The organism is Hyphococcus sp., from assembly GCF_965267305.1.
GTDB lineage: Bacteria > Pseudomonadota > Alphaproteobacteria > Caulobacterales > Parvularculaceae > Hyphococcus.
This window is the reverse complement of record NZ_OZ253945.1, coordinates 152,066-174,142: the sequence shown is the minus strand read 5'-3', so window position 1 is coordinate 174,142 and position 22,077 is coordinate 152,066. Positions and strand designations below refer to the sequence as shown.

General features: G+C 60.6%; 25 protein-coding genes. 6 read left to right on the top strand and 19 right to left on the bottom strand.

The features are described from left to right. The first annotated feature begins 198 nt into the window (after positions 1-198). The 3 genes from acs (at position 199) to asnB (ending at position 5,634) form a co-directional block, all read left to right on the top strand. Entirely contained in the window at positions 199-2,157 is a 1,959-nt protein-coding gene (gene acs, locus ACQY5P_RS00825; protein ID WP_428408940.1) for an acetate--CoA ligase, read from the top strand. Between the two features lie 81 nt (positions 2,158-2,238). Next, on the top strand, positions 2,239-3,750 hold the full coding sequence (gene xrtA, locus ACQY5P_RS00820; RefSeq protein WP_428408939.1) for an exosortase A: 1,512 nt from the start codon (positions 2,239-2,241) through the stop codon (positions 3,748-3,750). A gap of 3 nt (positions 3,751-3,753) precedes the next feature. Next, positions 3,754-5,634, top strand: a complete 1,881-nt coding sequence (gene asnB, locus ACQY5P_RS00815; protein WP_428408938.1) for an asparagine synthase (glutamine-hydrolyzing) — start codon at positions 3,754-3,756, stop codon at positions 5,632-5,634. Here asnB and ACQY5P_RS00810 read toward each other — a convergent pair. Continuing rightward, on the bottom strand, positions 5,631-6,695 hold the full coding sequence (locus ACQY5P_RS00810) for a GNAT family N-acetyltransferase (RefSeq protein ID WP_428408937.1): 1,065 nt from the start codon (positions 6,693-6,695) through the stop codon (positions 5,631-5,633). The two genes, asnB and ACQY5P_RS00810, sit on opposite strands and share 4 nt — an antisense overlap. Further along, positions 6,688-7,785 carry a glycosyltransferase family 4 protein gene (locus ACQY5P_RS00805; RefSeq protein ID WP_428408936.1) on the bottom strand — a complete coding sequence of 366 codons (1,098 nt, stop codon included), beginning with the start codon at positions 7,783-7,785 and terminating at the stop codon, positions 6,688-6,690. The genes ACQY5P_RS00810 and ACQY5P_RS00805 overlap by 8 nt, the downstream gene beginning before the upstream one ends. 96 nt (positions 7,786-7,881) lie before the next feature. Here ACQY5P_RS00805 and ACQY5P_RS00800 point away from each other — a divergent pair, with 96 nt between their 5' ends. Further along, positions 7,882-8,379 (top strand): GNAT family N-acetyltransferase, encoded by a 498-nt coding sequence (locus ACQY5P_RS00800; RefSeq protein WP_428408935.1) that lies wholly within the window; start codon positions 7,882-7,884, stop codon positions 8,377-8,379. Continuing rightward, complete coding sequence (gene solA, locus ACQY5P_RS00795) at positions 8,376-9,509, top strand: N-methyl-L-tryptophan oxidase (protein ID WP_428408934.1); 1,134 nt, start codon at positions 8,376-8,378, stop codon at positions 9,507-9,509. Before ACQY5P_RS00800 ends, solA begins: the two co-directional genes overlap by 4 nt. Here solA and pdhA read toward each other — a convergent pair. The 6 genes from pdhA to rpmF all read right to left on the bottom strand — a co-directional run bounded on the left by pdhA (position 9,500) and on the right by rpmF (position 13,947). After that, positions 9,500-10,489: a pyruvate dehydrogenase (acetyl-transferring) E1 component subunit alpha gene (gene pdhA, locus ACQY5P_RS00790; RefSeq protein WP_428408933.1), complete on the bottom strand. Its 990-nt coding sequence runs from the start codon at positions 10,487-10,489 to the stop codon at positions 9,500-9,502. The genes solA and pdhA overlap by 10 nt on opposite strands. A 110-nt stretch (positions 10,490-10,599) precedes the next feature. Then, a complete protein-coding gene (locus ACQY5P_RS00785) occupies positions 10,600-10,923 on the bottom strand; it encodes an FtsB family cell division protein (RefSeq protein WP_428408932.1) in 324 nt (107 codons plus the stop codon). 124 nt (positions 10,924-11,047) lie between these two features. Further along, the gene (locus ACQY5P_RS00780; protein WP_428408931.1) at positions 11,048-11,521 is read right to left on the bottom strand and encodes a GNAT family N-acetyltransferase; all 474 of its coding nucleotides are present in this window, start codon (positions 11,519-11,521) and stop codon (positions 11,048-11,050) included. 3 nt (positions 11,522-11,524) lie between these two features. Further along, a complete protein-coding gene (gene eno, locus ACQY5P_RS00775) occupies positions 11,525-12,799 on the bottom strand; it encodes a phosphopyruvate hydratase (RefSeq protein ID WP_428408930.1) in 1,275 nt (424 codons plus the stop codon). 82 nt (positions 12,800-12,881) lie between these two features. Further along, entirely contained in the window at positions 12,882-13,649 is a 768-nt protein-coding gene (locus ACQY5P_RS00770) for a hypothetical protein (RefSeq protein ID WP_428408929.1), read from the bottom strand. Positions 13,650-13,764: 115 nt separating this feature from the next. After that, on the bottom strand, positions 13,765-13,947 hold the full coding sequence (gene rpmF / locus ACQY5P_RS00765) for a 50S ribosomal protein L32 (protein ID WP_428408928.1): 183 nt from the start codon (positions 13,945-13,947) through the stop codon (positions 13,765-13,767). A 259-nt stretch (positions 13,948-14,206) separates the two neighbouring features. Between rpmF and ACQY5P_RS00760 the strand changes: the two genes are divergently transcribed. Next, complete coding sequence (locus tag ACQY5P_RS00760; RefSeq protein WP_428408927.1) at positions 14,207-14,632, top strand: hypothetical protein; 426 nt, start codon at positions 14,207-14,209, stop codon at positions 14,630-14,632. A gap of 55 nt (positions 14,633-14,687) precedes the next feature. On the opposite strand, the gene ACQY5P_RS00755 is transcribed toward ACQY5P_RS00760, so the two are convergent. The 11 genes from ACQY5P_RS00755 to ACQY5P_RS00705 all read right to left on the bottom strand — a co-directional run bounded on the left by ACQY5P_RS00755 (position 14,688) and on the right by ACQY5P_RS00705 (position 22,026). Then, a complete protein-coding gene (locus ACQY5P_RS00755) occupies positions 14,688-14,969 on the bottom strand; it encodes a sel1 repeat family protein (protein ID WP_428408926.1) in 282 nt (93 codons plus the stop codon). A 216-nt stretch (positions 14,970-15,185) separates the two neighbouring features. Beyond that, on the bottom strand, positions 15,186-15,593 hold the full coding sequence (locus ACQY5P_RS00750) for a hypothetical protein (RefSeq protein WP_428408925.1): 408 nt from the start codon (positions 15,591-15,593) through the stop codon (positions 15,186-15,188). A 33-nt stretch (positions 15,594-15,626) separates the two neighbouring features. Continuing rightward, entirely contained in the window at positions 15,627-16,043 is a 417-nt protein-coding gene (locus tag ACQY5P_RS00745; RefSeq protein ID WP_428408924.1) for a DUF6491 family protein, read from the bottom strand. 147 nt (positions 16,044-16,190) lie between these two features. After that, positions 16,191-17,234 (bottom strand): cysteine synthase A, encoded by a 1,044-nt coding sequence (gene cysK, locus ACQY5P_RS00740; RefSeq protein ID WP_428408923.1) that lies wholly within the window; start codon positions 17,232-17,234, stop codon positions 16,191-16,193. A gap of 76 nt (positions 17,235-17,310) precedes the next feature. Continuing rightward, positions 17,311-17,529, bottom strand: a complete 219-nt coding sequence (locus ACQY5P_RS00735) for a hypothetical protein (protein ID WP_428408922.1) — start codon at positions 17,527-17,529, stop codon at positions 17,311-17,313. Continuing rightward, positions 17,526-18,239 (bottom strand): DUF6090 family protein, encoded by a 714-nt coding sequence (locus ACQY5P_RS00730; protein ID WP_428408921.1) that lies wholly within the window; start codon positions 18,237-18,239, stop codon positions 17,526-17,528. The genes ACQY5P_RS00735 and ACQY5P_RS00730 overlap by 4 nt, the downstream gene beginning before the upstream one ends. Continuing rightward, positions 18,236-18,979: a hypothetical protein gene (locus ACQY5P_RS00725; RefSeq protein WP_428408920.1), complete on the bottom strand. Its 744-nt coding sequence runs from the start codon at positions 18,977-18,979 to the stop codon at positions 18,236-18,238. Before ACQY5P_RS00725 ends, ACQY5P_RS00730 begins: the two co-directional genes overlap by 4 nt. Continuing rightward, positions 18,979-19,773 carry a hypothetical protein gene (locus ACQY5P_RS00720; RefSeq protein WP_428408919.1) on the bottom strand — a complete coding sequence of 265 codons (795 nt, stop codon included), beginning with the start codon at positions 19,771-19,773 and terminating at the stop codon, positions 18,979-18,981. Before ACQY5P_RS00720 ends, ACQY5P_RS00725 begins: the two co-directional genes overlap by 1 nt. 5 nt (positions 19,774-19,778) lie before the next feature. Further along, positions 19,779-20,537 (bottom strand): DUF6090 family protein, encoded by a 759-nt coding sequence (locus ACQY5P_RS00715; RefSeq protein WP_428408918.1) that lies wholly within the window; start codon positions 20,535-20,537, stop codon positions 19,779-19,781. Then, the gene (locus ACQY5P_RS00710) at positions 20,537-21,304 is read right to left on the bottom strand and encodes a hypothetical protein (protein ID WP_428408917.1); all 768 of its coding nucleotides are present in this window, start codon (positions 21,302-21,304) and stop codon (positions 20,537-20,539) included. The genes ACQY5P_RS00715 and ACQY5P_RS00710 overlap by 1 nt, the downstream gene beginning before the upstream one ends. Continuing rightward, a complete protein-coding gene (locus ACQY5P_RS00705) occupies positions 21,304-22,026 on the bottom strand; it encodes a hypothetical protein (RefSeq protein WP_428408916.1) in 723 nt (240 codons plus the stop codon). The genes ACQY5P_RS00710 and ACQY5P_RS00705 overlap by 1 nt, the downstream gene beginning before the upstream one ends. Positions 22,027-22,077 lie beyond the last annotated feature (51 nt).

Here is a 22,077-nt window from a genome sequence, read left to right as displayed (position 1 = left end):
TAACGCCAGAACTGACAGGCGGGGGCCTTGCCGGGTTTTTGTAACGCTGTTGTGACCGGTTGGTGACGGAAATGTAAAACTGGCCTTGCCGGCGCGGACAGTTTTACACATAGATGCGCAGCTGCAACGGCAATGCGCACGGTTTGCGCAATCGATCCTCATCAACTAGCATCGGCGCTGATACTCTGGGAGAAATGAATGTCGCAGGAAGAACTCATCAAGGTCAGCGACGCGGCCGCGAAAAACACGCTGACAAACGCCGACAAGGCGGGCGCAGTGCGTGCGAAGGCCAAGGACGATCCGGAAAGTTTCTGGGCGGAGGTTGCCATGCGCCTCGACTGGTCGAAGCCGTTCACCAAGGTCAAGGACGTATCCTATGACGCAAGCGATCTTCACATTCGCTGGTTCTATGACGGCGAGCTGAACGCCTGCGTGAATTGTCTCGACCGGCATCTGCCCGAGCGCGCCGACGACATCGCGATCATCTGGGAAAGCGACGACCCCGGAACATCAAAAAAGATCACCTACCGGGAAGCCTTCGAAGAAACCTGCCGCATGGCGAACGTCCTAAAGGCGCGCGGAGTAAAACGCGGCGACCGCGTCATCATCTATATGCCGATGATCCCGGAGGCGGCCTTCGCCATGCTCGCCTGCGCGCGCATCGGCGCGGTGCATTCCGTCGTTTTCGGCGGCTTTTCGCCTGAGGCGCTGGCGAGCCGGATTGAGGATTGCGGCGCGACGGCAGTCATCACTGCGGATGAGGGCCTGCGCGGCGGCAAGACCGTGCCCCTGAAAGCCAATGTGGACAAGGCGCTCGAAAAACCGGGCCATAAAAATCTCGACGGCGTGCGCCTCGTGCTGGTCGTTGAACGCACGAACGGCAAGATCGCCATGAAGGCGGGCCGCGACCTCTATTATTACGGCGAAGCGCGCAACGATGTTGCGCCCGAGTGCCCGGCGGAATCCATGAACGCCGAGGATACGCTCTTTATCCTTTATACGTCAGGCTCCACCGGAAAACCGAAAGGCGTCTTGCATACCACCGGCGGGTACCTGACTTATGTTTCGTACACGCATGAAATCGTGTTCGATTACAGCTCCGGCGAAATCTTCTGGTGCACGGCGGATGTGGGCTGGGTGACGGGCCACAGCTATATCGTTTACGGGCCGCTGGCGAACGGCGCGACAACGCTGATTTTCGAAGGCGTGCCGACCTATCCCGATGCGTCGCGCTTCTGGCAGGTAATTGAGAAACACAAAGTCAACATCTTCTATACTGCGCCGACAGCGATCCGCTCGCTCATGCGCGACGGCGACGAATGGGTGAAAAAGGCCGACCGGTCTTCCCTGCGCCTTCTCGGGTCCGTGGGCGAGCCGATCAATCCTGAAGCGTGGCTCTGGTATTACAATGTCGTCGGCGACGGGAAACATCCGATTGTCGACACTTGGTGGCAAACGGAAACCGGCGGCATTCTGATTTCGCCCCTGCCCGGCGCCACGGATCTGAAACCCGGCTCTGCGACGAAACCGCTCCCCGGCGTCTTCCCGGCGATTGTCGACGCCGAGGGCAAGTTCCTCGAGGGCGCCTGCGAGGGCAATCTCGTCATTACGGATTCATGGCCCGGTCAGATGCGCACCGTTTACGGCGATCACCAGCGCTTCATCGACACTTATTTCAAGACCTATCCCGGCATGTATTTCACCGGTGATGGCGCCAAGCGCGACGCCGACGGCTATTACTGGATCACCGGACGCGTGGACGACGTCATCAATGTCTCCGGCCACCGTCTCGGCACCGCCGAGGTGGAAGCCGCCATCGACGAGCATCCGAAGGTGTGCGAATCCGCCGTTGTCGGCTTTCCCCACGACGTCAAAGGCCAGGGGATCTACGCTTATGTGACGCTCCATGCGACGGATGAGCCCTCCGAGGCGCTTGAAAAGGAAATCATCGAGACTGTGCGCCAGGAGATCGGCCCTATCGCCAAGCCCGACCACATCCATTTCACCCCGGCCCTGCCAAAGACGCGCTCGGGCAAGATCATGCGGCGGATCCTCAGGAAAATCGCGGAAAACGAGTTCGGCGCCCTTGGCGATACCTCGACCCTAGCCGATCCGGGGGTGGTGGACGCCCTGATTGAGGGTCGTAAAAATCGTTAACCATCCTGCAAACGGGCATAGTCTTAACAAACACGAAACGCCGCCCGCCTAGCCTTGAGGCTTCGCAAGCGGGGGTCCGGGATGACCATGCTCGCCGCAGATTTCAGTTCGGCACGCCGCAGCGACTGGAGCCTTCCGGTCGCTATGTTCGGCGCGTATGCGGCCGCCTGCCTGTTCGCCCTTCCCCAGACAGCGTTCTCGATGGCGCAGACCTGGATGACCTCCTCGACCTATCATCACGGCGTCGCCGTCGCGCCCTTGGCCCTCCTGATGATTTTGAGCCGCCCGCGCATCGATCCCGCAACCGGCCCGCTTGGCCTTGTCGCTGTCGCCGCCGGAGCGTTTCTCTGGCTGGCGGGCCGCGCAGCCGGCGTCGCGCTGGTGGAGCAGGCCGCTTTCGTCACGCTGCTGATCGCCGGCGCGTGGGTGATGTTCGGGGCCGGCGCCGTGAAGCTCTGGGCGCTGCCGCTGCTGTTTCTTTATTTCATGGTTCCCTTCGGCGAAGTGCTGATCCCCGCCTTGCAGGCCTTCACCGCAAAAGCGGTCGCCGCCATGCTGACCCTCGTTGGAACCGGCGCGACGATCGACGGAACCTTCATCCGAACCGGGGCCGGCGTTTTCGAAATCGCCGAGGCCTGCGCCGGGCTGAATTTCCTGCTTGCGGCGATGATGATCGCCTGGGTCTATGCGAGCCAGACTTTGCCCGACGTCAAAACGCGCGCCGCCTTCATTGCGGTCGCCGCAGCCGTCGCGCTTTCCGCCAACTTCCTGCGCGCTTTCTTGTTAGTGCTCGTCGCCACGTTGAGCGACATGCGTTTCGCCGTCGGTCCGGACCACTTTGTTGTCGGTCTCGTTTTTTATGCGCTTGTCTTCGCCGTCCTCTTCTGGGTCGGCGGGAAGATGCACCGTCCCCATGGTGTCGGACCGGAACATGCGCCGGTCCGCGCCCGCCGTCCGTGGCATTTTTCGATCGCCGCCTTTGCGTTTGCACCCATCGCTATCGCTTCCTTTTATGCGGCTTTCGTTATCAACGGCGGCGCAGCGATTGCGTCGCCGCCGCAACTCTCTCCCTTGAGCGCGCCGGGCTGGCGCCTGCTCGGGGGCCCGCAGAACTGGGCGCCGACGATCAACGCCGATGCGATAGAGGCCGTCACCTATGACCGGAACGGCGAACGGGTCTATGTGACGCTCGGCTGGTTCGAACGTGACCGGCCCGGCAAGGAAATCGTCAACCGCATGAATGCGTCTGCGGATGGGAAAGACTGGCGCAAGATCGCAAGCTTTAAAGATGTTGTTTATCTCTTTGGCGACGCAAAGGAGATCCCGCTGGAGATTGTTGCGGGGCCTGAACGCCGACGCCTTCTCGTCGCCACCGCCTATTGGCGCGGCGATGCTGTCTATACGAATAAAATCGCTTTCAAATGGGCGCAAATGAAAGACAAACTCAAGGGCGTCAACCCGGAAGGCGGCGTCATCATCATAGCCTCCAACTACGCGGGCGAGCCCGCCGAAGCCCTGGCGCGCATTCGCGCTTTCACGAGCGATGTTGAGCGCTTCGACGACTGGCGCGCTCGAATGAGAGCCGCCCCCTGATCCATGTGCGGCATTGCAGGCATTTTTGATCTAAACGGCGCTCGCGACGTTGACCGTGCGGCGTTGAAGCGCATGACGGACGCCCTCGCCCATCGGGGTCCTGACGGCGAGGGTTTTTATTTCGCGCCGGGCGTGGGGCTTGGCCATCGCCGCCTCGCCATCATCGATAAGGAAGGCGGCGCCCAGCCTTTTCACGCGCAGTCGGGCGGCGTACTGACTTACAACGGCGAGATCTACAATTACGAGAAGCTGGCGCAGAGGCTGAAACACAAGATCGCGCTGAAAACGCGCTCCGATACGGAAGTTCTGGCTGAAGGCCTGTCGCTGGAAGGCGCAGATTATCTGCAGAACCTGCGCGGCATGTTCGCCTTCGGCTTTTACGAGCCCGGCGCGCATAGCCTCACCCTCGCCCGCGACCGTCTCGGCGAACGTCCGCTCTATTATGCGGAAACGAATGACGGCTTTCTAATGTTTGCGTCCGAGATCGGCGCCCTTGCGGCGTCAGGTCTCATCGATCTCAGCCTCGACCCCCGCGCCGCCGCCGACTACTTCTTTTACGGCTATGTACCCGACCCGAAAGCGATCTGGCGCGGCGTTCTGAAACTGCCGCCGGCGCACTGGGTCCGCTTCGAACGCGGAAAAACGCCGCGGCTTGAACGCTACTGGCGCCCTGTCTTCGCAAATGGCGGCGCCCTTGCCTATGACGAAGCGGCGGAGCTGTTGCGCGCGCAGATCGATGACGCGGTTAAGGCGCAGATGATTTCCGACGTCCCTATGGGCGCGTTTCTCTCTGGCGGCGTCGATTCCGCCAGCATCCTTTCCTCCATGGCGCAGGCGCAGGGCGCCGTCACCGCCTGCACCATCGATTTTGACGGCGACGATGACGAGAGCGCGGCGGCGCGCGCCGTTGCGAAGAAATTCGCCGCCGTTCATTACGAAGATGAAGCGAACGCAGATTCAACCGCGCTGATCGACAGGGTCGCCGCCGCCATGGGCGAGCCTTTCGCCGACGCTTCCGCCCTGCCGTCTTATCAGGTGGCGGAAATTGCGCGCCGTCATGTTACCGTGGCGCTCACTGGCGACGGCGGCGATGAAATTTTCGCCGGCTATCGCCGCTATCCGTTCTTTCTCGGCGAAGAAAGGACTCGGCGCATAATACCGCCTCCTTTTCGCGCTGCTCTCTTTGGTCCGCTCGGCGCACTTTATCCCAAGCTCGACTGGGCGCCGCGGCCCTTGCGCGCTAAGACGACGTTTCAGGCGCTCGCACAATCATCGGCGCAAGGCTACGCCGCCGCTGTCGCGATCAACCTCCCCTCGCGTATGGAGGCGATCCTCAATCCGGATTTCACGCGCATGCTTGGCGGCTACCGCCCGTCTTCCCTGATAGCCGAAGCCATGGACGCGTCGGACGCCGAAGATCCGCTCTCCCGCGCGCAATATGCGGACCTGATGACCTGGCTGCCGGGACGCATGCTGGTGAAGGTCGACCGCACCTCCATGGCGCACGGGCTCGAGGCGCGGCCTCCTCTTTTAGATCACAGAATTGTTGAATGGGCCGGCGCGCTGCCGCCTGACTACAAGCTGAAACACGGGACCGGAAAGCGCATCCTCAAAGACGCATTCGCCTCTCGCCTAGGCGCCGATCATATCGCGCGGAAGAAACGAGGCTTCGCGCCGCCGATCCGGGAATGGATGCGAAGAGAACGCAACAATCCCGCCCTGCGTCTCAACGCGTCGCAACACTGGCGCGAAAGCGGGCTTTTCAGCGAGCGCGCGGTCGACGCCATGATCCGTGACTTCAGATCGGGCCGCGCGGAGTGTGCACAGGAATTGTGGAGCGTCATCATGTTCGATGCTTTCCTGCGGACCGCGAGGGGCGGCTAGCGTTTTAATAATCCCCGCAGACGGTTGCGCCAGGTCGGACGTTCGAGCACCAACGAGGTGAAAATCGCATGGGGTTCGCCGAGGCGGGATTTGTAGTCCGCCTCGCCCGCGAGAAGGTCGTAAACCTCGAAGCCTTTTTCCTGATAATACTGCGCCGCGAGCGCATGCGCGACGAAGCCGGGCGTCAGCCGGTTGTCATCCTCGAATTTAAGCCCGCTCTGGTAATTCATCACATGCCGGCCATGCACGAAATTATAGAGCACGGCGATCACTTCATCGCCCGCTTTGACTTCAAACAAATGACAGGCGTCCGGCGCATTTTTTCGAAGCCGCTCGTGAAACGCAGTGAGATGCGGATTGTCGAAGACGCCACGCTTTCCGCGCGCCTCCCATCCGGTGTTGTGCAACGTCTTGAGACGGTCCCAGGCGGCGGCTTTTTCTGCATCCGTTTGCGCGAGGCGCGCCGTCAATGCCCCTCGCTCTTCATAAAGGCGCAAGGCGCGGCCGATCTTCGATTGCAGCGACGAGCTCAACTTCTCCATGAATCCGTCGCCGGTCAGCTCGCAGCCATAGACCGGCTGTTCATTGAGAACCCGGCCCGACATTTCGCAGATGGCGGCGGCGGAAAACACGGCGGAGGTCATATCGTCGGTGAGATTGCGGAAAACAAAACCGTCCGCCGTTCCGATTTCCTCGATCATGGCGCAGACGGCGTCGCGGCGCAGCTCATGCGCGGCTTCGGGCGCTGCGAGAAAATCCACATATTCCGCATAGACGGCGTCGCGTTCCACATCGCCGAATTCGTGGAACCAGCTTTCCTGCAAGCCCAGCATGGGCGGCTTGCGCGGCGCTACGGAAAAAGCGCCCATCAAAACCGGGGTCCCGCCTTCCCGCAGGCAGATATGCTTCAGGCGGGCGGCTTCTGGCGCGCCGTCGAGCCAGGATTTCATCCATGCCGGCGTATGAAAAAAGCTGGGATAGTCCGCACGCGCATAAAGCACCTGCCAGTCTTCAAGAAAGGCGGCGCGATCGGTTAACGACGCAACAACGATATCAGCCATGGCGCTCCATCACGGATAAATACAGCGTTCGGTGGGCGGCGGCCATACGTTCCAGCGAAAAGGTTTCTTTCGCCTTTCGCTTGTTTGCGGCGCCGGTTTCCGCCCGGACGCCGGGGTTCTGAAGGAGCTGGGCGAGCGCATCGGCGTAAGCGTCGTCATCCCCGGCCAGCGTCACATAGGCGCGGTTTTCTTCTGAAACCATCGCTGCGATGTCGCCGACATTGGTGGCGACCACGGGAAGCCCCGCCGCCATCGCCTCCATCAGGCTTATGGGCGCCTGTTCCGTGTCCGACGAGAGGGCGAAAATATCGAACCGCGCATAAGCATCCGCAGCCGCTGATGTGGCGCCCGGCAGGGAAATGCGCTCATCGTCTCCCGCAAGCGCGCACAAACGGTCATGCTCCGGTCCGCCGCCGAAGATCTCCAGCCGCGCTTTATGCTCCCGGTCCGCCTTTTTGAACGCGGCGATCAGGCGCGCGTAATTCTTTTCCGGGCGCAAGGCGCCAAGCGAGCCGACGACCAGCGCGGCGCTGTGTCCGCGCCTGCCGCTTTGCATCCTTTCGAAGTCGACGCCGTTTTCGATGCAGTGAACATGGCGGAGCTTCCACGAGGTCCGCGCCGCTTGTTCAAGCCCTTGCGAGGGGACGACGACATGGCTTTTCGCAAGAATAAACCGCCGCGCCCTGACGCGCTTCTGCGACTGTTTGTCAAGCGTTTCATCCGGCCCAAAACCATCCTCGAAATGAATGTGCGCCGCCTTGACCCCAAGACGGTTGGCGACAACAGCTTCGATGGAGCCCCAATTATAGGTGCACAGAAGGTCAGGCACCGTTCCGGATATGCACCGGCGCAACCGCAGAATATTGGAGGGACTCAAACCCGGCGATTTCTTCATCTGCATGGGCGTGAAGTCAGCCTTCACCGATGCGTCAAACAGGCTGCGCGCCGCGAGATCGCCGTCGAGCGCAACGATGTGATGGCGAAAATCCGGACCAAGCGCGCGCGCCAGCATGGCGAGCCGGGCCTGCTGGCCGCCATAGGAAAAACTCGAAAACACATGCAGCAAAAGCTTTTCCGGCCGCCCGGTCATTTCGCTTTTGCTGGCGTCGCGCCTGTTCTGCATGGATGAGATGTGACAGGATTTGCGCCCGGATCAAAGCTTCCGGACAGATGCCCCTGAAGACCCATGATGACTGATGACATAACCATACGATGGGATTTGCGCCCCGGCGATCTCGGCCGGATCGCGGCGCTCCATGGCGAAGTTTACGCCGCCGAACCGGGTTTCCCGGGGGATCTCACCTTCGAGGCCTATGAGTGCCGGACCCTGGCGGATTTCATACTCGATGACGCCGCCGCAGGGCGGATCTGGCTCGCCGAAAAAGGCGGCGAGCTCGTAGGCTGCGCCGCCATGATCGACCGCGGCGGGCGCGGACAATTGCGCTGGGTTCTGGTCTCTCCCGCCGCGCGCGGAACGGGTCTGGGGGGCGAGCTTGTGAACCGCGCCATGGACTATGCGCGCAATGAAGGGCTTGCCGAGGTCTATCTTGAAACCACGACGGGCCTCGCCGCATCCATGGCGATCTACGAAAAGCTCGGCTTCAGGATCGTCAGCGAGGAACCGCTCGATCACTGGAACGCGGCCGGCCACAAAAAGATCACCATGACGATGGCGTTCTCATGAGCGCGAAAGTCGCAGTCATCGGCGCCGGGATCATGGGCTCCGCAGCCGCTTACTGTCTAGCGAGACGCGGCGCCGACGTGACGCTGTTCGAACAATTTACGGCCATGCATGACAAGGGTTCTTCCCATGGCGCGACGCGGCTTTTCCGCACCGCCTATTTCGAACATCCCGATTATGTGCCCCTCCTCAAACGCGCCGCCGCCGGGTGGCGCGATCTTGAAAAGGCGTCGGGAGAGAAGCTGTTTGAAATGTGCGGCGTGCTGCTGGCGGGGCATCCTTCGTCAAAGACCATCTCCGGCACGCGCCTCGCCGCGAAAGAGCACGGGCTTTCGCTGCACGATATTTCGCTGGCGGAAGCGGCGAAACGCTTCTTCTGGTTCAACTTCGATCCGGACATGGAGATGCTGATCGAGCCGGAAGCAGGTTTCATCTACGCCGATCGCGCCCGCACCGTATTGCTCAATGGCGCCAAAGCGCAGGGCGCGACGCTGCGAGAGAATTTCCCGGTCACGCAATGGAGCGCCGGCGATGCTCGCCTTGAAGTCGCAGCAGGCGGAGAAGCCCTTCATTTCGACAGGCTTATCATCACGCCCGGCGCCTTTGCAGGCGGTTTGGACGAGATGGGACGGCGCATGGTTCAACCGCTGCGCAAAACTCTGTTCTGGACATCGCCCGGCGATGATCGGCTGCCCCTCGCCAACGGCTTTCTGCCTTTCGGCATCGAAGAGACGGACGGCCGGTTTCGCTATGGCTTTCCCGCGGTCGATAGCGACGGCGTCAAGATCGGCGAGCATACCGGCGGCGCAACCGTCGCCTCAGCGCATGACGACGCGCCGGAAGCTGCTGAAGAGTCTCGGCGCGATATGGAGGCCTATGTTAAGCGCCGCCTTCCGGGCCTTTCCGCCGCCATTACGAAACAACAGAGCTGTCTTTACGCCATGTCGCCTGACGGGCATTTCATCATCGATAGACACCCCGATGACGATCGCACGATTTTCGCCATGGGATTTTCCGGACACGGATTTAAATTCGCGCCGGTCATCGGCGAAGCGCTCGCCGATCTGGCGCTCAATGGCGAGACCTTGCGGGAGTTCGATTTCCTGAAGCTTGCGCGCTTCGATCAGGCGTAAATATCGGTGAAAAGCTCTTCGGGCGACGGCTCGGGGCTTTCAAGGGCGAAGTCCGCCGCCTCCTTGACGATCGCCTTGATCTCCTTGTCGATCTCTTTGAGCTTTTCTTCATCCTTGAAGCCGTTGTCGGCAAGGCGCTGCTCGCAGCGTTTGATCGGATCGGAGTGCTCGCGGATGTTATCGACTTCCTCGCGCGTGCGGTACTTCGCCGGATCGGACATGGAATGGCCGCGATAGCGGTAGGTTTTCATTTCGAGAACATAGGGACCTTCGCCGTTGCGCGCGTGGTCCACTGCCTGCCGTCCGGCTTCGCGCACAGCGAGAACGTCCATGCCGTCGACTTCCATGCCCGGAATGCCGAAAGCCGCGCCGCGGCGATAAAGGTGGGTGTCGGAGTGCGAGCGTTTGACGCTCGTGCCCATGGCGTATTGGTTGTTCTCTATGATGAAGACGACAGGCAGCTTCCAGAGCTGCGCCATGTTCATGGCTTCAAAGACCTGCCCCTGGTTCGAAGCGCCGTCCCCGAAATAGGTGAGGCTCACCTTGTTCTCGTCGCGATAACGGTTGGCGAAACCGAGGCCGACGCCGAGGGGGATCTGCGCCCCGACAATCCCGTGGCCGCCATAAAACTCCTTCTCTTTCGAGAACATGTGCATGGAGCCGCCCTTGCCTTTCGAGTAACCGCCCTCGCGGCCCGTCAGCTCCGCCATGACGCCTTTCGCGTCCATGCCGCAGGCGAGCATGTGGCCGTGGTCGCGATAGCCGGTGATGGTCTGGTCGCCCTCTTTCTTGACGGCCTCCATGCCGACGACCACCGCTTCCTGACCGATATAAAGGTGGCAGAAGCCGCCAATGTGACCCATGCCGTAAAGCTGGCCCGCCCGCTCCTCAAAGCGCCGGATCAGCAGCATGTCGCGGTAATAGTGGAGGAGTTCTTCGTTAGTGGCGGTCAGGTTGGTTTTGGGGGCTTCGGAAGCCATCAAGGGATCTCCGGGTCAGTTCGGAGCCTGTCATAAACGGACCGCCGCCGGGGAACAAGTTGAGGCGCGAAAGAAGGCTTAAATGTCAAGGAAATGAGCCGGGAAGCCCGTTAATCCGCCAGCAGCCGGTCGAGCTCGCGCCGGGAAATGACGACGTCCCCCTCCCGCGTATAGCCGAGAACCCCGCGGATGCGCTCATCGAGGAGGTCTGGATCGAGGGATTTGGGATTGAGAAGGTCGGCCCGTTTTTCCAGCTCGATCCGCCGCGCCTGAAGCTCATTGAGCTGGGCTTCCTTCTCCGCCGCCTCCTTTTCGAGCGCCGAGAGCGAGCGATAGCCTGTGTCGCTGACAACAGAGCTGTAGAGGAGGATGCCGGTCAGACACATGACAAGGGCGGGAAAGGCGATGTCGAAAAGAAAGCGCAAACGCAACATGGACCGGGTTTCTATTTTTTGGTTGCGTTTCAAAAGAATCAAAGTTGGTTAATGATTCGTTAAAATCCGAATCACCCGATTCGTTTTTTTGAGCATCGGCGATTTTTCTAACGATCAAACGCCTTTAGAGATCAAGAGCCAGAGCCTGATCGCAGCGGCGTTCAAGGGCCGCTTCCGGCGAATGAACGAAACCGAATTTGGCGTAGAGGCCGAGCGCTTCTTCGAGGACGCGAGCCGTCTGTAGCTCGATGCGGGTGAAGCCGAGCTCTTTCGCGCGGGCGATGGCGTGAGTCAGGAGCCGCTTGCCGTAACCCCGCCCCCGCGCTGATTGCTTCAGATACATCTTGCGCAGTTCCACGACGCCGCCGCCCCCAACGCCTTGCATCGGCCATAGCCCCACCGTGCCGATGATGTCGCCGTCAGCGGTTTCAAGCACGTCGAAACTGCCGCCTGCGTAAAAACCTTCGAGATCGTCGAGGTCGCGGTCTGTCGTTTTCGGCGCAGGTTCAAGGTCATATTCGTCGAGGACCGTAAAGACCAGCGCCCGGACCTTTTCCTTATCCGCATTGGTCGCCGCGCGAATGACAGGCGCGCTCAACCTCTATCTCCCGAACACTGCGGCGCCGGCATAGCGCGCCATATCGCCGAGCTCCTCTTCGATACGAAGAAGCTGGTTGTACTTAGCGAGCCGGTCGGAGCGGGCGAGCGAGCCGGTTTTGATCTGGCCGCAATTGGTCGCGACGGCGAGATCTGCGATGGTCGCGTCCTCGGTTTCGCCGGAACGGTGCGACATCACCGCCGTGTAGCGCGCACGATGAGCCGTATCGACGGCGGCGAGCGTTTCGGTCAGCGTGCCGATCTGGTTGACCTTGACGAGGATCGAATTGGCGCAGCCCTTTTCGATGCCTTGACGCAGGCGTTTTTCATTGGTGACGAAAAGATCGTCGCCGACGAGTTGGCATTTCTCGCCAATGATGTCGGTGAGCGCTTTCCATCCGGCCCAGTCGTCTTCCGCCATGCCGTCCTCAATGGAGACGATAGGATAGCGCGCCACAAGATCGGCGAGATATTTCGCCATGCCCTCGCCGTCGAGGGACTTGCCTTCGCCTTCAAGCTCGTATTTTCCGTTCTTGTAGAATTCCGTCGACGCCGCATCGAGGGCGATGAAGACATCTTCCGCCGGACGGTAACCGGCTTTCTCGATCGCCTTCATGATAAAGCCGAGCGCATCGTCGGTCGATTTCAAGTTCGGCGCGAAGCCGCCCTCGTCGCCGACATTGGTGTTGTGGCCGGCGTCTTTCAGACCCTTTTTCAGCGCATGAAAGACTTCCGCGCCCATGCGCAGCGCGTCCGAAAACGTGTCGGCGCCGAGCGGCATAATCATGAATTCCTGAATGTCGATTGGATTGTCCGCATGGGCGCCGCCATTGACGATGTTCATCATCGGCGCCGGGAGGACGCGGGCGGAGACGCCGCCCACATAACGGTAGAGCGGCAAGGCCGAGGCTTCTGCAGCGGCTTTGGCGACCGCCATGGAAACGCCGAGAATGGCGTTGGCGCCGAGGCGCGATTTGTTTTCCGTTCCGTCGAGCGCGATCATGGTCTCGTCGATCAGCGTCTGCTCTTCCGCCTCGAAACCCGAAAGCGCGTCGAAGATCTCGCCATTGACCGCCTCGACGGCTTTGAGAACGCCCTTGCCGCCATAGCGCTCGCCGCCATCGCGCAGCTCATGGGCTTCATGCGCCCCGGTCGAAGCGCCAGACGGCACGGCCGCACGGCCCATGGAGCCGTCTTCGAGCGTGACATCGACTTCGACGGTCGGATTGCCGCGGCTGTCGAGGATTTCACGGGCGTAGATGTCGGCGATGGCGGTCATGAAAAAAGGCTCCGGTTGTTTTTCCGGAGCCTCTATAGCCCTCCCCCGCGAGATCGCAACGGGGCGACCGGAAACCAGCTCGCTAGTACTCTTGCGGCCGGTCGGTGTTGCGGGGGCTGCTGCTGCTTTTCGGGCGCTGCTGATTGGACGGGCTTGAGCGCGCCGGCTGCTGCTGACGGGGGGACGCCGCCGGGGGCGGAGAAGATTGGGGCGGCGGAGTAGACTGCGCCGGCGCTCTGGGCGGGGGCGCGCTCTGGGCGGGCGCGGGATTAGGGGCCATTTGCGGCGGCGGCGCACGGCGGCGTCCGCGATCATTCGGTTGCGGATTATAGTCAGGCTCGCCCTGCCCTCTCGGCGTTTGCCGCGGGGGGTTGGGATTGTCCCCGCCGTCCTTGTCATGGTCGCGATCCCAATCGCGATCTTTGTCGCGGTCGCCATGACGCCGCCGACCATAGGGGTAGCGGTTATTGTAATAAGGATCGTAATAGCGGCCGGGCCCGCCCCAATAGGAAAAATCGAAAAAATAGCCGCTCGACGGGCCCCAGGCGCCATAGCGGCCATACCAGGGCCAGGACGGCGAATAATAAGCACCGCCGCCGTAAGAGCTGTCATATGAATAGCGCTCATAAGCCCCAGCGAAGCAGCGGTTCGCGCCCGCTTCGCAATCGGCGTGACAGGCGCCGTATTCGTAGTCGCTAAGCCCCGCCTCTTCGCAATAGCGGTAGCAGGCGCCCGCTTCAGCATCGCAGGCGTCGAACGCGGTCTGATAGGGATAGGTCACGCATCCCGACAACAAAAATGCGGACAGCGTCGCAATGACGACAAACAGCGCCGCTCTCGTGAATTTCATTTCCCTGCCCACCCTGATTGGGCCCCAGACCCGGCAAGGAGCATAATCGGCAAAGGCGGAAATGCAAAACGCCGCCCCGAAGGACGGCGTTCAAAACGTCGGAAACAGCCGCGGCTTAGTCCTCTTTGGGCTCGAGAACCTGACGGCCGCGATATTTGCCGGTCTTGAGATCGATATGGTGCGGACGGCGCAGCTCGCCGGAATCGCTGTCTTCGATGTAGCTCGCCTGGGCGAGCTTGTCGTGGCTGCGGCGCATGCCCCGTTTGGCGGGCGTGGTTTTTCTCTTCGGGACGGCCATGGAAACCTCTAAAAGTCTGTCTCTGCCGCGCCGGACGGCCGGGGTCATTGTCCCCGCAGGCGTTCAGCGCTTGAATAGGAAGCCCGGTCGTCTAAGGCAGGACCCGCCGCTTGGCAAGGCCGTTCGGCGCGTTCCGCCGGTTTTTTTCCCCAAAACCGGCGATAAAACCGGAGGTTCTGGCAATTTGCGTGTATCTCCTTAGATCGCTGGCAAGGCCGGGCGCTTATGATAGGCTGAAAAGCGGTGGGGGATCAGACCTTTGGCGAGACCATATCTGTTTCTGGCGATGCTTGTCGCGGCGCTGTGCGGCGTCGCGCGCGCCGAGTCGCAAGAGGCGGGCGCGTCCGGCGTACGCCCGGCCAAAGCGGCCCAGACAGACATTTTCGTCGATCTCGTGGCCGCGGATTTCTTTGAAACGGATCTGCGCCTCGCTCAATCCCGCCAGATCGAGGCGGCGACATCGGCGCGCTATCTGGCGCTCGACGAGGCTGGCCGCGCGCAGTTTCGCGCGGAACGCCGGCGAGCCTGGCGGCAGATGAGCGAACATGAAAAAACCGCCCTGCGCGGCGTCAAACGCCCGCGTTTCGACAATCTCGACGAAACGCAAAAACAGACTTTCCGCAGGATTGCGTCCGAGGAGCTGGGCGCAGCCGCCGCGGGCGGCATTCGCCCCGGCGAAATCTAAGGCGCGCCTTTGGCGTCCGCCCCTTAGCCCGGAAAGACCGGGCCAGCTTCATGCGTCAGTTGTTTTTCGCGCGATGCGTGGCGAGATATTCGCGGGCGAGTTTTTGCGCCTCGGCGATCTCTTCGGCCGTCATTTCCTTGGCGAGCTCGGCGCGGTAAGCGCGCGCTTCGAGGTTGCCCTGCATCGCTGCGAGATTGAACCATTTATGCGCGGTGATGAGATCGAAGATCCCATGGTCTCCGCCCGTCGATGCTTCCAGCCCCAACCGGTACATTTCCACGTCGCTCAATACCGGCTCCGCCGTCTCGAGCGCTTCCACACCCAATGCAATCGTCATTTCTTATAGCCCCTTGCCTTAACTCCCCGTCCGCAACCCCGCGAACGGATTAACCATGGCAAGGATGATCGGCCCGAACCTAAAATCCCGTTAATGACGAATTATAGGTTCTTTTACCTTTCAAAAACCTTTTGTTAACCGGCCGGAATATTCCGTACACAAATAAAATGCGCCCGCGCGGGTTTCGCGCGGGCGCAACTATCTGCCAAAGAAAATCTATTCTGATTGGGTATCTTCTTCCGGCAGCTCCGAAAGCTTTTCAAAAGCGCCGAGGCTACAAGAGCCCATGGTGGTGCCGAAGCTGTCGATAACGCGTATAATGTCGCCCTTGCACATGCGCGCATCGGAAGAGCGCCGGACATAGCGCTCTTCGCGGCCGAGACCGGAACAACGTCCATTAAGCTCGTTGAGGTAAACGCCGCCTGTCGCTTCAACCAGCAGGGTGTAATCGTCTAACGCATCCGTATCGCGCACGGCGTGTAACGGAAGACAGGTCAATGTCTCGCCGGTTTTCTCATATTTGGACAATTTCTTTTGTGCTTCCTTGCTCGACAACGCGAAAGCGGTGCTGGCCGTCGCCGCCATAGCGAAGCCAAGAAGCGCTGTTTTCAAAATTCTACGCATGATTGCCATTCCTGTTCTGACGGACGCGACGCGTTATTCGGTCTTGGCGGGCTTTTCCGCAAGCTCCTGAAACGATCCAAGACCGCAAGAGCCGACCATGAAGCCCGTCGTGTTGTCCACCACCTGGATAATCTCGTTGCGGCAGAGCTGGGCGCCCGAAATCGTATATTGAAGGCGGTTGCCGGCACGTCCTGCGCCGCTGCAACGGCCGGAGACCTCGTTCAGATAATAATCATTGACGCCTGTGCGGACGAGAAACCGGTAGTCGTCGAGCGCATCTATGGAGCGGACGCGCACGGTGCTGAGACAAGTCTCAACCTTGCCCGTCGGCTCGAATTCGGCGAGCCGCGCCGCGACCTTTTCGGACATCTCAGTATCCGTATTTGCAGTGGCGCAGGCTGCGCCGGAAACCGCCATCAGCGCGGCGACCACGATCGTTTTTTTCATCATTCCAAATCTCCAGTGCGCCCCAGCCCGGAATCGACCCTGTAAAGCCAACACCTCATTTATAGGACAATTCCGGGCGCGTCCGCAGGGACTGCGCCATCAATTCCGCGCGAGCCCGACACGATCAGGGGGAAAAATCAGACGGCGCAATCATGCGGGAAGCTGATAGCCCGGCGTCGACCGGGAGATTTCGACCTCTTCAGCGCTCATATCCGCCGCCACATCCGCAAAGAGAGGCGTTGAGAGATAACGCTCGCCAGTATCCGGCAACATACAAAGGATAGTCGTTCCCTTGGGCGCGTTTTTCGCCACTTCCATGGCGCCGGCGAATGTCGAGCCGCCGGAAATGCCGGTGAAGATCCCTTCCTTCTGGGCGAGCGCGCGCGACCATTTCATGCCTTCGGCAGGCGGCGTCTTGACGATCTGGCTGATGACGCCGGCCTCGACCGCTTCGGATGTGATCTTCGGAATGAAGTCCGGGGACCAGCCCTGGATCGGATGCGGCGTCCAGGCCGGGTGAGAGGATTTCGGGCTGCCGTCGGCGTTGCGCTCTTGCGGCGCGCCGCTCGACAGCATCGCCGCGTCCGGCGGTTCGCAAACGACGATCTTTGTGTCGGGGCTTTCCTTCCTCAGCACACGAGAAACGCCCGTAAGCGTGCCGCCGGTGCCAAAACCCGTAACCCAGTAATCGAGTTTCTGATCCTTGAAGTCGTTCATGATCTCGCGCGCCGTGGTGCGCTCATGCATCGCCGGGTTCGCGTCGTTCTCGAACTGGCGCGTCAGGAACCAGCCATTCTTTTCGGCGAGCTCTTTCGCTTTCTCCACCATGCCGGTGCCTTTTTGCGAGGCGGGCGTCAGAATGACTTTGGCGCCGAGGAAGCGCATCAGCTTGCGTCGCTCGACGGAAAAACTTTCGGCCATGGTGACGACCAGCGGGTAGCCTTTGGCCGCGCAGACCATGGCAAGGCCGATGCCGGTATTGCCGCTTGTCGCCTCGACGACAGTCTGACCGGGTTTCAGGTCGCCCGATTTTTCCGCCGCCTCGATAACACCGAGCGCCAGACGGTCTTTCACCGAGCCCAGCGGGTTGAAGGCCTCGAATTTCACATAAAGATTCACACCTTCCGGCGCGAGGCGGTTGATGCGAATGACGGGCGTGTTTCCCACTGTCCCTAAAATATTATCGTATTTCATTGGTTTCTCCTTTGCGAACGGCGTCTTTAGCCTGCTTGCCTGCAGGTACAGTTACACCCGTCACATCCCGGAAATCTTATAGGAGCCGCGCCGGGGCGGCGTCCAGTTGCGCTCTCGCATCCGTGACGCGGCGCAGGATTTTTGCCTTAACCCGTCGCCATGCCTGGAAAAGATTCTTCCGCGCTTGCGCAGCCGGTTCGCCGATGAAGACGCTGAGGACGACGATCAGGAAATCCAGGAAGATCGCGGTCCACTCCTGCTTCCTGAAATGGTTGATGACGCTGCGGAGGATCACGGGCCGACGGCTCCTTCTAAAAGAGACAGGACATGCTCGGCCTGCGTTTTCGTGGCGCGGTGCGCGCGCAGCGCATTTCGATGCTGCGTCAGCAATCCGCTGACCGCCCCGGCAAACTCCGGCGACGCCACCATCTCCCCCACCCGCTTCGCAAATCGGTCCTCAGAGGCCCGCAGTGCAGCGTCGCAGATATCGACGGCGTGCCAGAAGGGTTGCGCGAGCGTAAGCGACGTCGCCATCGCCATATCGAAAAAGATGACATGCTGGTTGCGTTGGCTTTCAAATTCCGCGAGCGCGAGGCGTAAGGGTTCATCGGTGATAAGCCGCATATCGCCATTTGCAACAAGTTGCTCATATGTCGCCGATGGCGGCGGCGCCGGGCGGAAGGCGCGCGGCGGGTTCATTGCTGCGCACAGACTTTCCGTGTCTTCCGGCAGTTTGTCACTCGTTGCATTGTCTAGCAGCGCAAGCGCGCCCGCTTCCGCCCGTTCGACAATTTGCAGATAATGCTGCTCGGTCTCGACAATTTGCGAAAAGTCGCTTTTGAGGCGGCTAAGGATTATGCGCTCGGTTTCGCGGTCGGCGCGCGCCGCATTCCAGTTGGAAACCTGAATGCCGATGAAAACGCCGACGACAACAATAACGAAGTCGAGCGCTATGGCGGTCCAGTTCTGGTCCTTCACATGCTCGATGACGCGGCGCAGGATCATTCTACATAGTCCTTGTAGGGCTCGATGTCGGGCGGGCGCACGCATCCGCCGTAGACCTCGCGCAGCTCGTTGATGATGACTGAGAATTCTTCGGCGCGCCGCGGGTCGATACGCTGTTCGAGGTCAAGCGGGGCTAATTCATCAAACATCTGTTCGCTTACGCTCTCTACTATCCTCAGCCGCGTCCGCATCCATCGCAGGTCGCTCAGCATCGCATTGCGTTCCGGCTCGGTCATAGGGCGGCCCATAATGAGAGGCGCGAAGACGTCTGCGCGTTCGTTCAGGCGGCCGGTGATCTCGCCGATCGTCTCAAGCCGTCCGTAGACCGATCTATACGCCACTTGCTTGTCGCGCGGCACATGGGCCATCGCGCCGCTCGCCGTCGCCTGGTCGCGCGCCAGGGTCGGGGGAATCACCAAGCCGAAAGGAATAAACCCGCGGTCCTGAGTAAGTATTTCCGGCGTCTGGCCGTCCGAAACCAGCGCCGCTTCCAGAGCGGAAAGCAGCTCAAGGCTGCAGGGGATGGAACTGTTGAAATTGTAGACAGCCCGGGACGCATCGAACAATTCGGTTTCGATTGTGTCCTGAGCCCGTTTTGCAGCGGCAAGGCCCTGCCGTGCTGCGGCCCATTCCGACGCCCAAAGCGCTAGCAGCACGCCCGCGACGACAATCACAAAGTCGATCGACACCGCCGTCCAATTCTGCGCTTTCACATGCTCGATGACACGGCGCAGAAGCATCAGCGAGTCTCCTGCATTTCGATTTTTTCGATGAGAATTTCCGCATCGGAGCGGATGCCGCGAAGAACGCTGACCGTCGCGTTCATCTGCGCGACCGCGCCGCGCGCCAGATCACGCAATTCACCGTTTGCAGCAAGCTCGCGCGCTGTCGCGTCGATCAGCGCCGGCATGTCCGGCGGCGGGCAGCGAGGGGCCGGATCGCCGGCATTCGTCCCTTCAACGCGCGACCAGTCCGATCCCTCGCCGGAACGGCATTCTTTTGCGAGGTGGTTCTGAAGCGCGATGGGCATAAGCTGGCGCACCCTTGTGCGAAACGGGTCCTGAACATTGACGGTGATCCCGAACTCCGCGCCCCAGGAATCATAATATTCTGCAATGGCGGTGCGAATGTCCGGCCCGCCGAGAAGATCGAGATCGCCCTTGCCTTCCAGCTCGCGATAAACTTGCCCCGATTGCGCAAAGGGCCAGATCTGCCCGAGCCGGTAGCTCGACTCGACAAAACGCCAGGCGCCGACTTCATCGAGCCGTGCAGGATCGTTCATGACGCTAAGTACGACATCGGCGTGGGCATAGAGAGAATTGTAATATCTTTCCCTTGCGTCGAATTCCCTGATGTCGCGCTGCAAATTGGCGATCAGGCTTTCGCGGGCGGCACTCGCGGTGGCGCGACGCGCATGCTCGGCGTTCCAGTTGCTCGCCTGCAAACCGATCCAGACGCCGAGAATGACAATGACGAGCTCGATGAACGCCGTCGTCCAATCGTGACGGCGAAAGGAGCTTATGACGCGGCGCAAGGGCACTAGTCGTTAAGCTCCGTTTTTACGCGCTCGGCAAGCGCTTCGGCGCGAGCGGCCATGTCGCGCGAGTCGTCCCGCAAACGCTGTTGCACGGCTCCCATGGAGCGGAGAGAATCGATGATTTCGGGACGGCCGCGCGCTCTTTCTAGAAATTCCGCACGGTCGAATTCCGGCGCAGGCGGCAACTCTTCGGGAGTCAGCGCCGCGTGCGCGCGCGCCCAGGCGAATTGCTCCCGGGTCAACAATCCCCGGATTGCCGCGCGATAGGCGAATTGTTCTTCACGCAGGAGTGCATCCCATTGGCGTCCGGCGGAGAGACGCGCGTAATACTCGCCGAACGCCCGCTTCAGCTCGACGCTTTCCATGAGACCCAAGGCGCCAGTGCTGATCATTTCATTGTAGGTCGTCGCATTTCCCTGAGGCAGATAGGCATAGCCTGCGTAAGGCAAGATTCGCATCAGCTCTGCATCGTCTACATTGCTCCCCTCAGGATCGCCCTGGAGCACCGCCAGCAAGGCCTCGGCCGCAGCGTCAACCGAATTTGCAGAGCTGACGCCGCGTTCACCGGTCAAGCGGTCGCTTTCGAGATCGATCAGAAGCTGCTCGAGATAGACCTCTTCCCGTTCCCGAAGCGCTCGTGCGTCGTTCCAGTTCGAGACCTGGATGCCGATGAAGACGCCCATGACGACGATGACGAAGTCGAGGGCCACCGCCGTCCAGTTCTGGGCTTCCACATGGTCGATGACGCGGCGGAGGAGCATCAATCTTGCCCCTCATTGACGGCGCCATGCGTCAGCCCGAGCGCATGATCTAGCGAATGGTGAAGCTCTTCATAAGTGGGAGAGAGCTCAATAAAACTGGCGAGATAATAGACATTGTAATTGTCGACATTGGCGCTGAAACCGTTGAGAAACTTTTGATTGTCCCGCATCGTCTCGGCGTCACAGGACGCAAAGGGGACAAAACCGTCAATGTCGTCGGGAGCGTCGGTCGGTTCGATGCCGACGCGCATGAGGTCGGGAAATTCGAACGGCAAATCGAGCGCGCTGTTCCCAATGACATCGACGACACTTCTTATCTCGTCACGCAGACGAATCAATTCTGCCGCCGCCCGGCGAACATCGGGATCGGAGATCCGTCCGAATCTGCCCGTGGCGATCAGTTCATCCAGCACTGGAATGGCGCCCGTGGCGAACGGCAAGTAATTCGACTGTGCGAGGGCGGTGCATTCCGCTTGCGTCACTGCACGCGGCGGGGAAACGCCCAATAACATCTTCCGCATTTCATACATTCTATGCATCCGCGCCTCGGTCGCCGCCTCCCGCAGCGTACGGTCCTCGATCGCCGCGACCGTTTCATCATGAAACCGCGTCAGGATCGCTTCTTCGTCTTGCTTCACAGCGCGCGCATCGTTCCAGTTCGACACCTGAATGCCGATGAAGACCCCGACGACGACGATGACGAAGTCGAGCGCGACGGCGGTCCAGTTCTGGGCTTTGACGTGTTCCATGACGCGGCGGAGGAGCATTATTGTTCGGCCTCCAGCCGTTCGCGAAGGGCGATGGCGTCATCGCGCATGTTGGTACGGAAGCTTAGTTCCGCGTTGTTCAAACCGACGAGCCAGCTAAGCGCCGGCAGAAGGCGCGCATCCGCGCGCATCTTTTCTATGTCAAAGTCATAGTCAACGACTTCATATCCCTGCCCCTCCCCGGACGCGGCGAAATAGGGCGTCGCCTGTATGGTAACGGGCTCGGTATATTTCACCCACAGGTCGAGAATGCCGGCGTTGGCCGCCTCGGCGGATATCATCTCTCTGTCGAACTTTATGATCGCGAGCCGCAACTCGTCGTCGCGTATCAAACCCGTATTGCCGGAAGCGAGAAGCTCAATAATTGTTGGCGAGCGAGCGATCGCCGGGAAGGCGCTCGAAACAGCGCCAAGGTCGTCTTCAAATTGAGCCTGATCTGCAGGGCGCGCTGCATCAGAGCGCAAAAACGTCATCAGGCGGATTCCCGATTTTACGCGGCCATCATAAATCTCCGCCGTTCGATTCGCGATTCGCTCGATTTCGTTCAGATCAGAGATGAGGTTGCCGACGATCTGCGCTTCGCGTTTTCGCTCGTGCTGAACAGCGTTCCAGTTCGACACCTGAATGCCGATAAACACCCCGACGACGACAATAACAAAGTCGAGCGCCACGGCGGTCCAGTTCTGGGCCTTCACATGCTCGATGACGCGGCGGAGGATCATAGAATCACGCCTCGGGCACGGCCGCTCATGGCGCCGCGAATCAATCGCCGA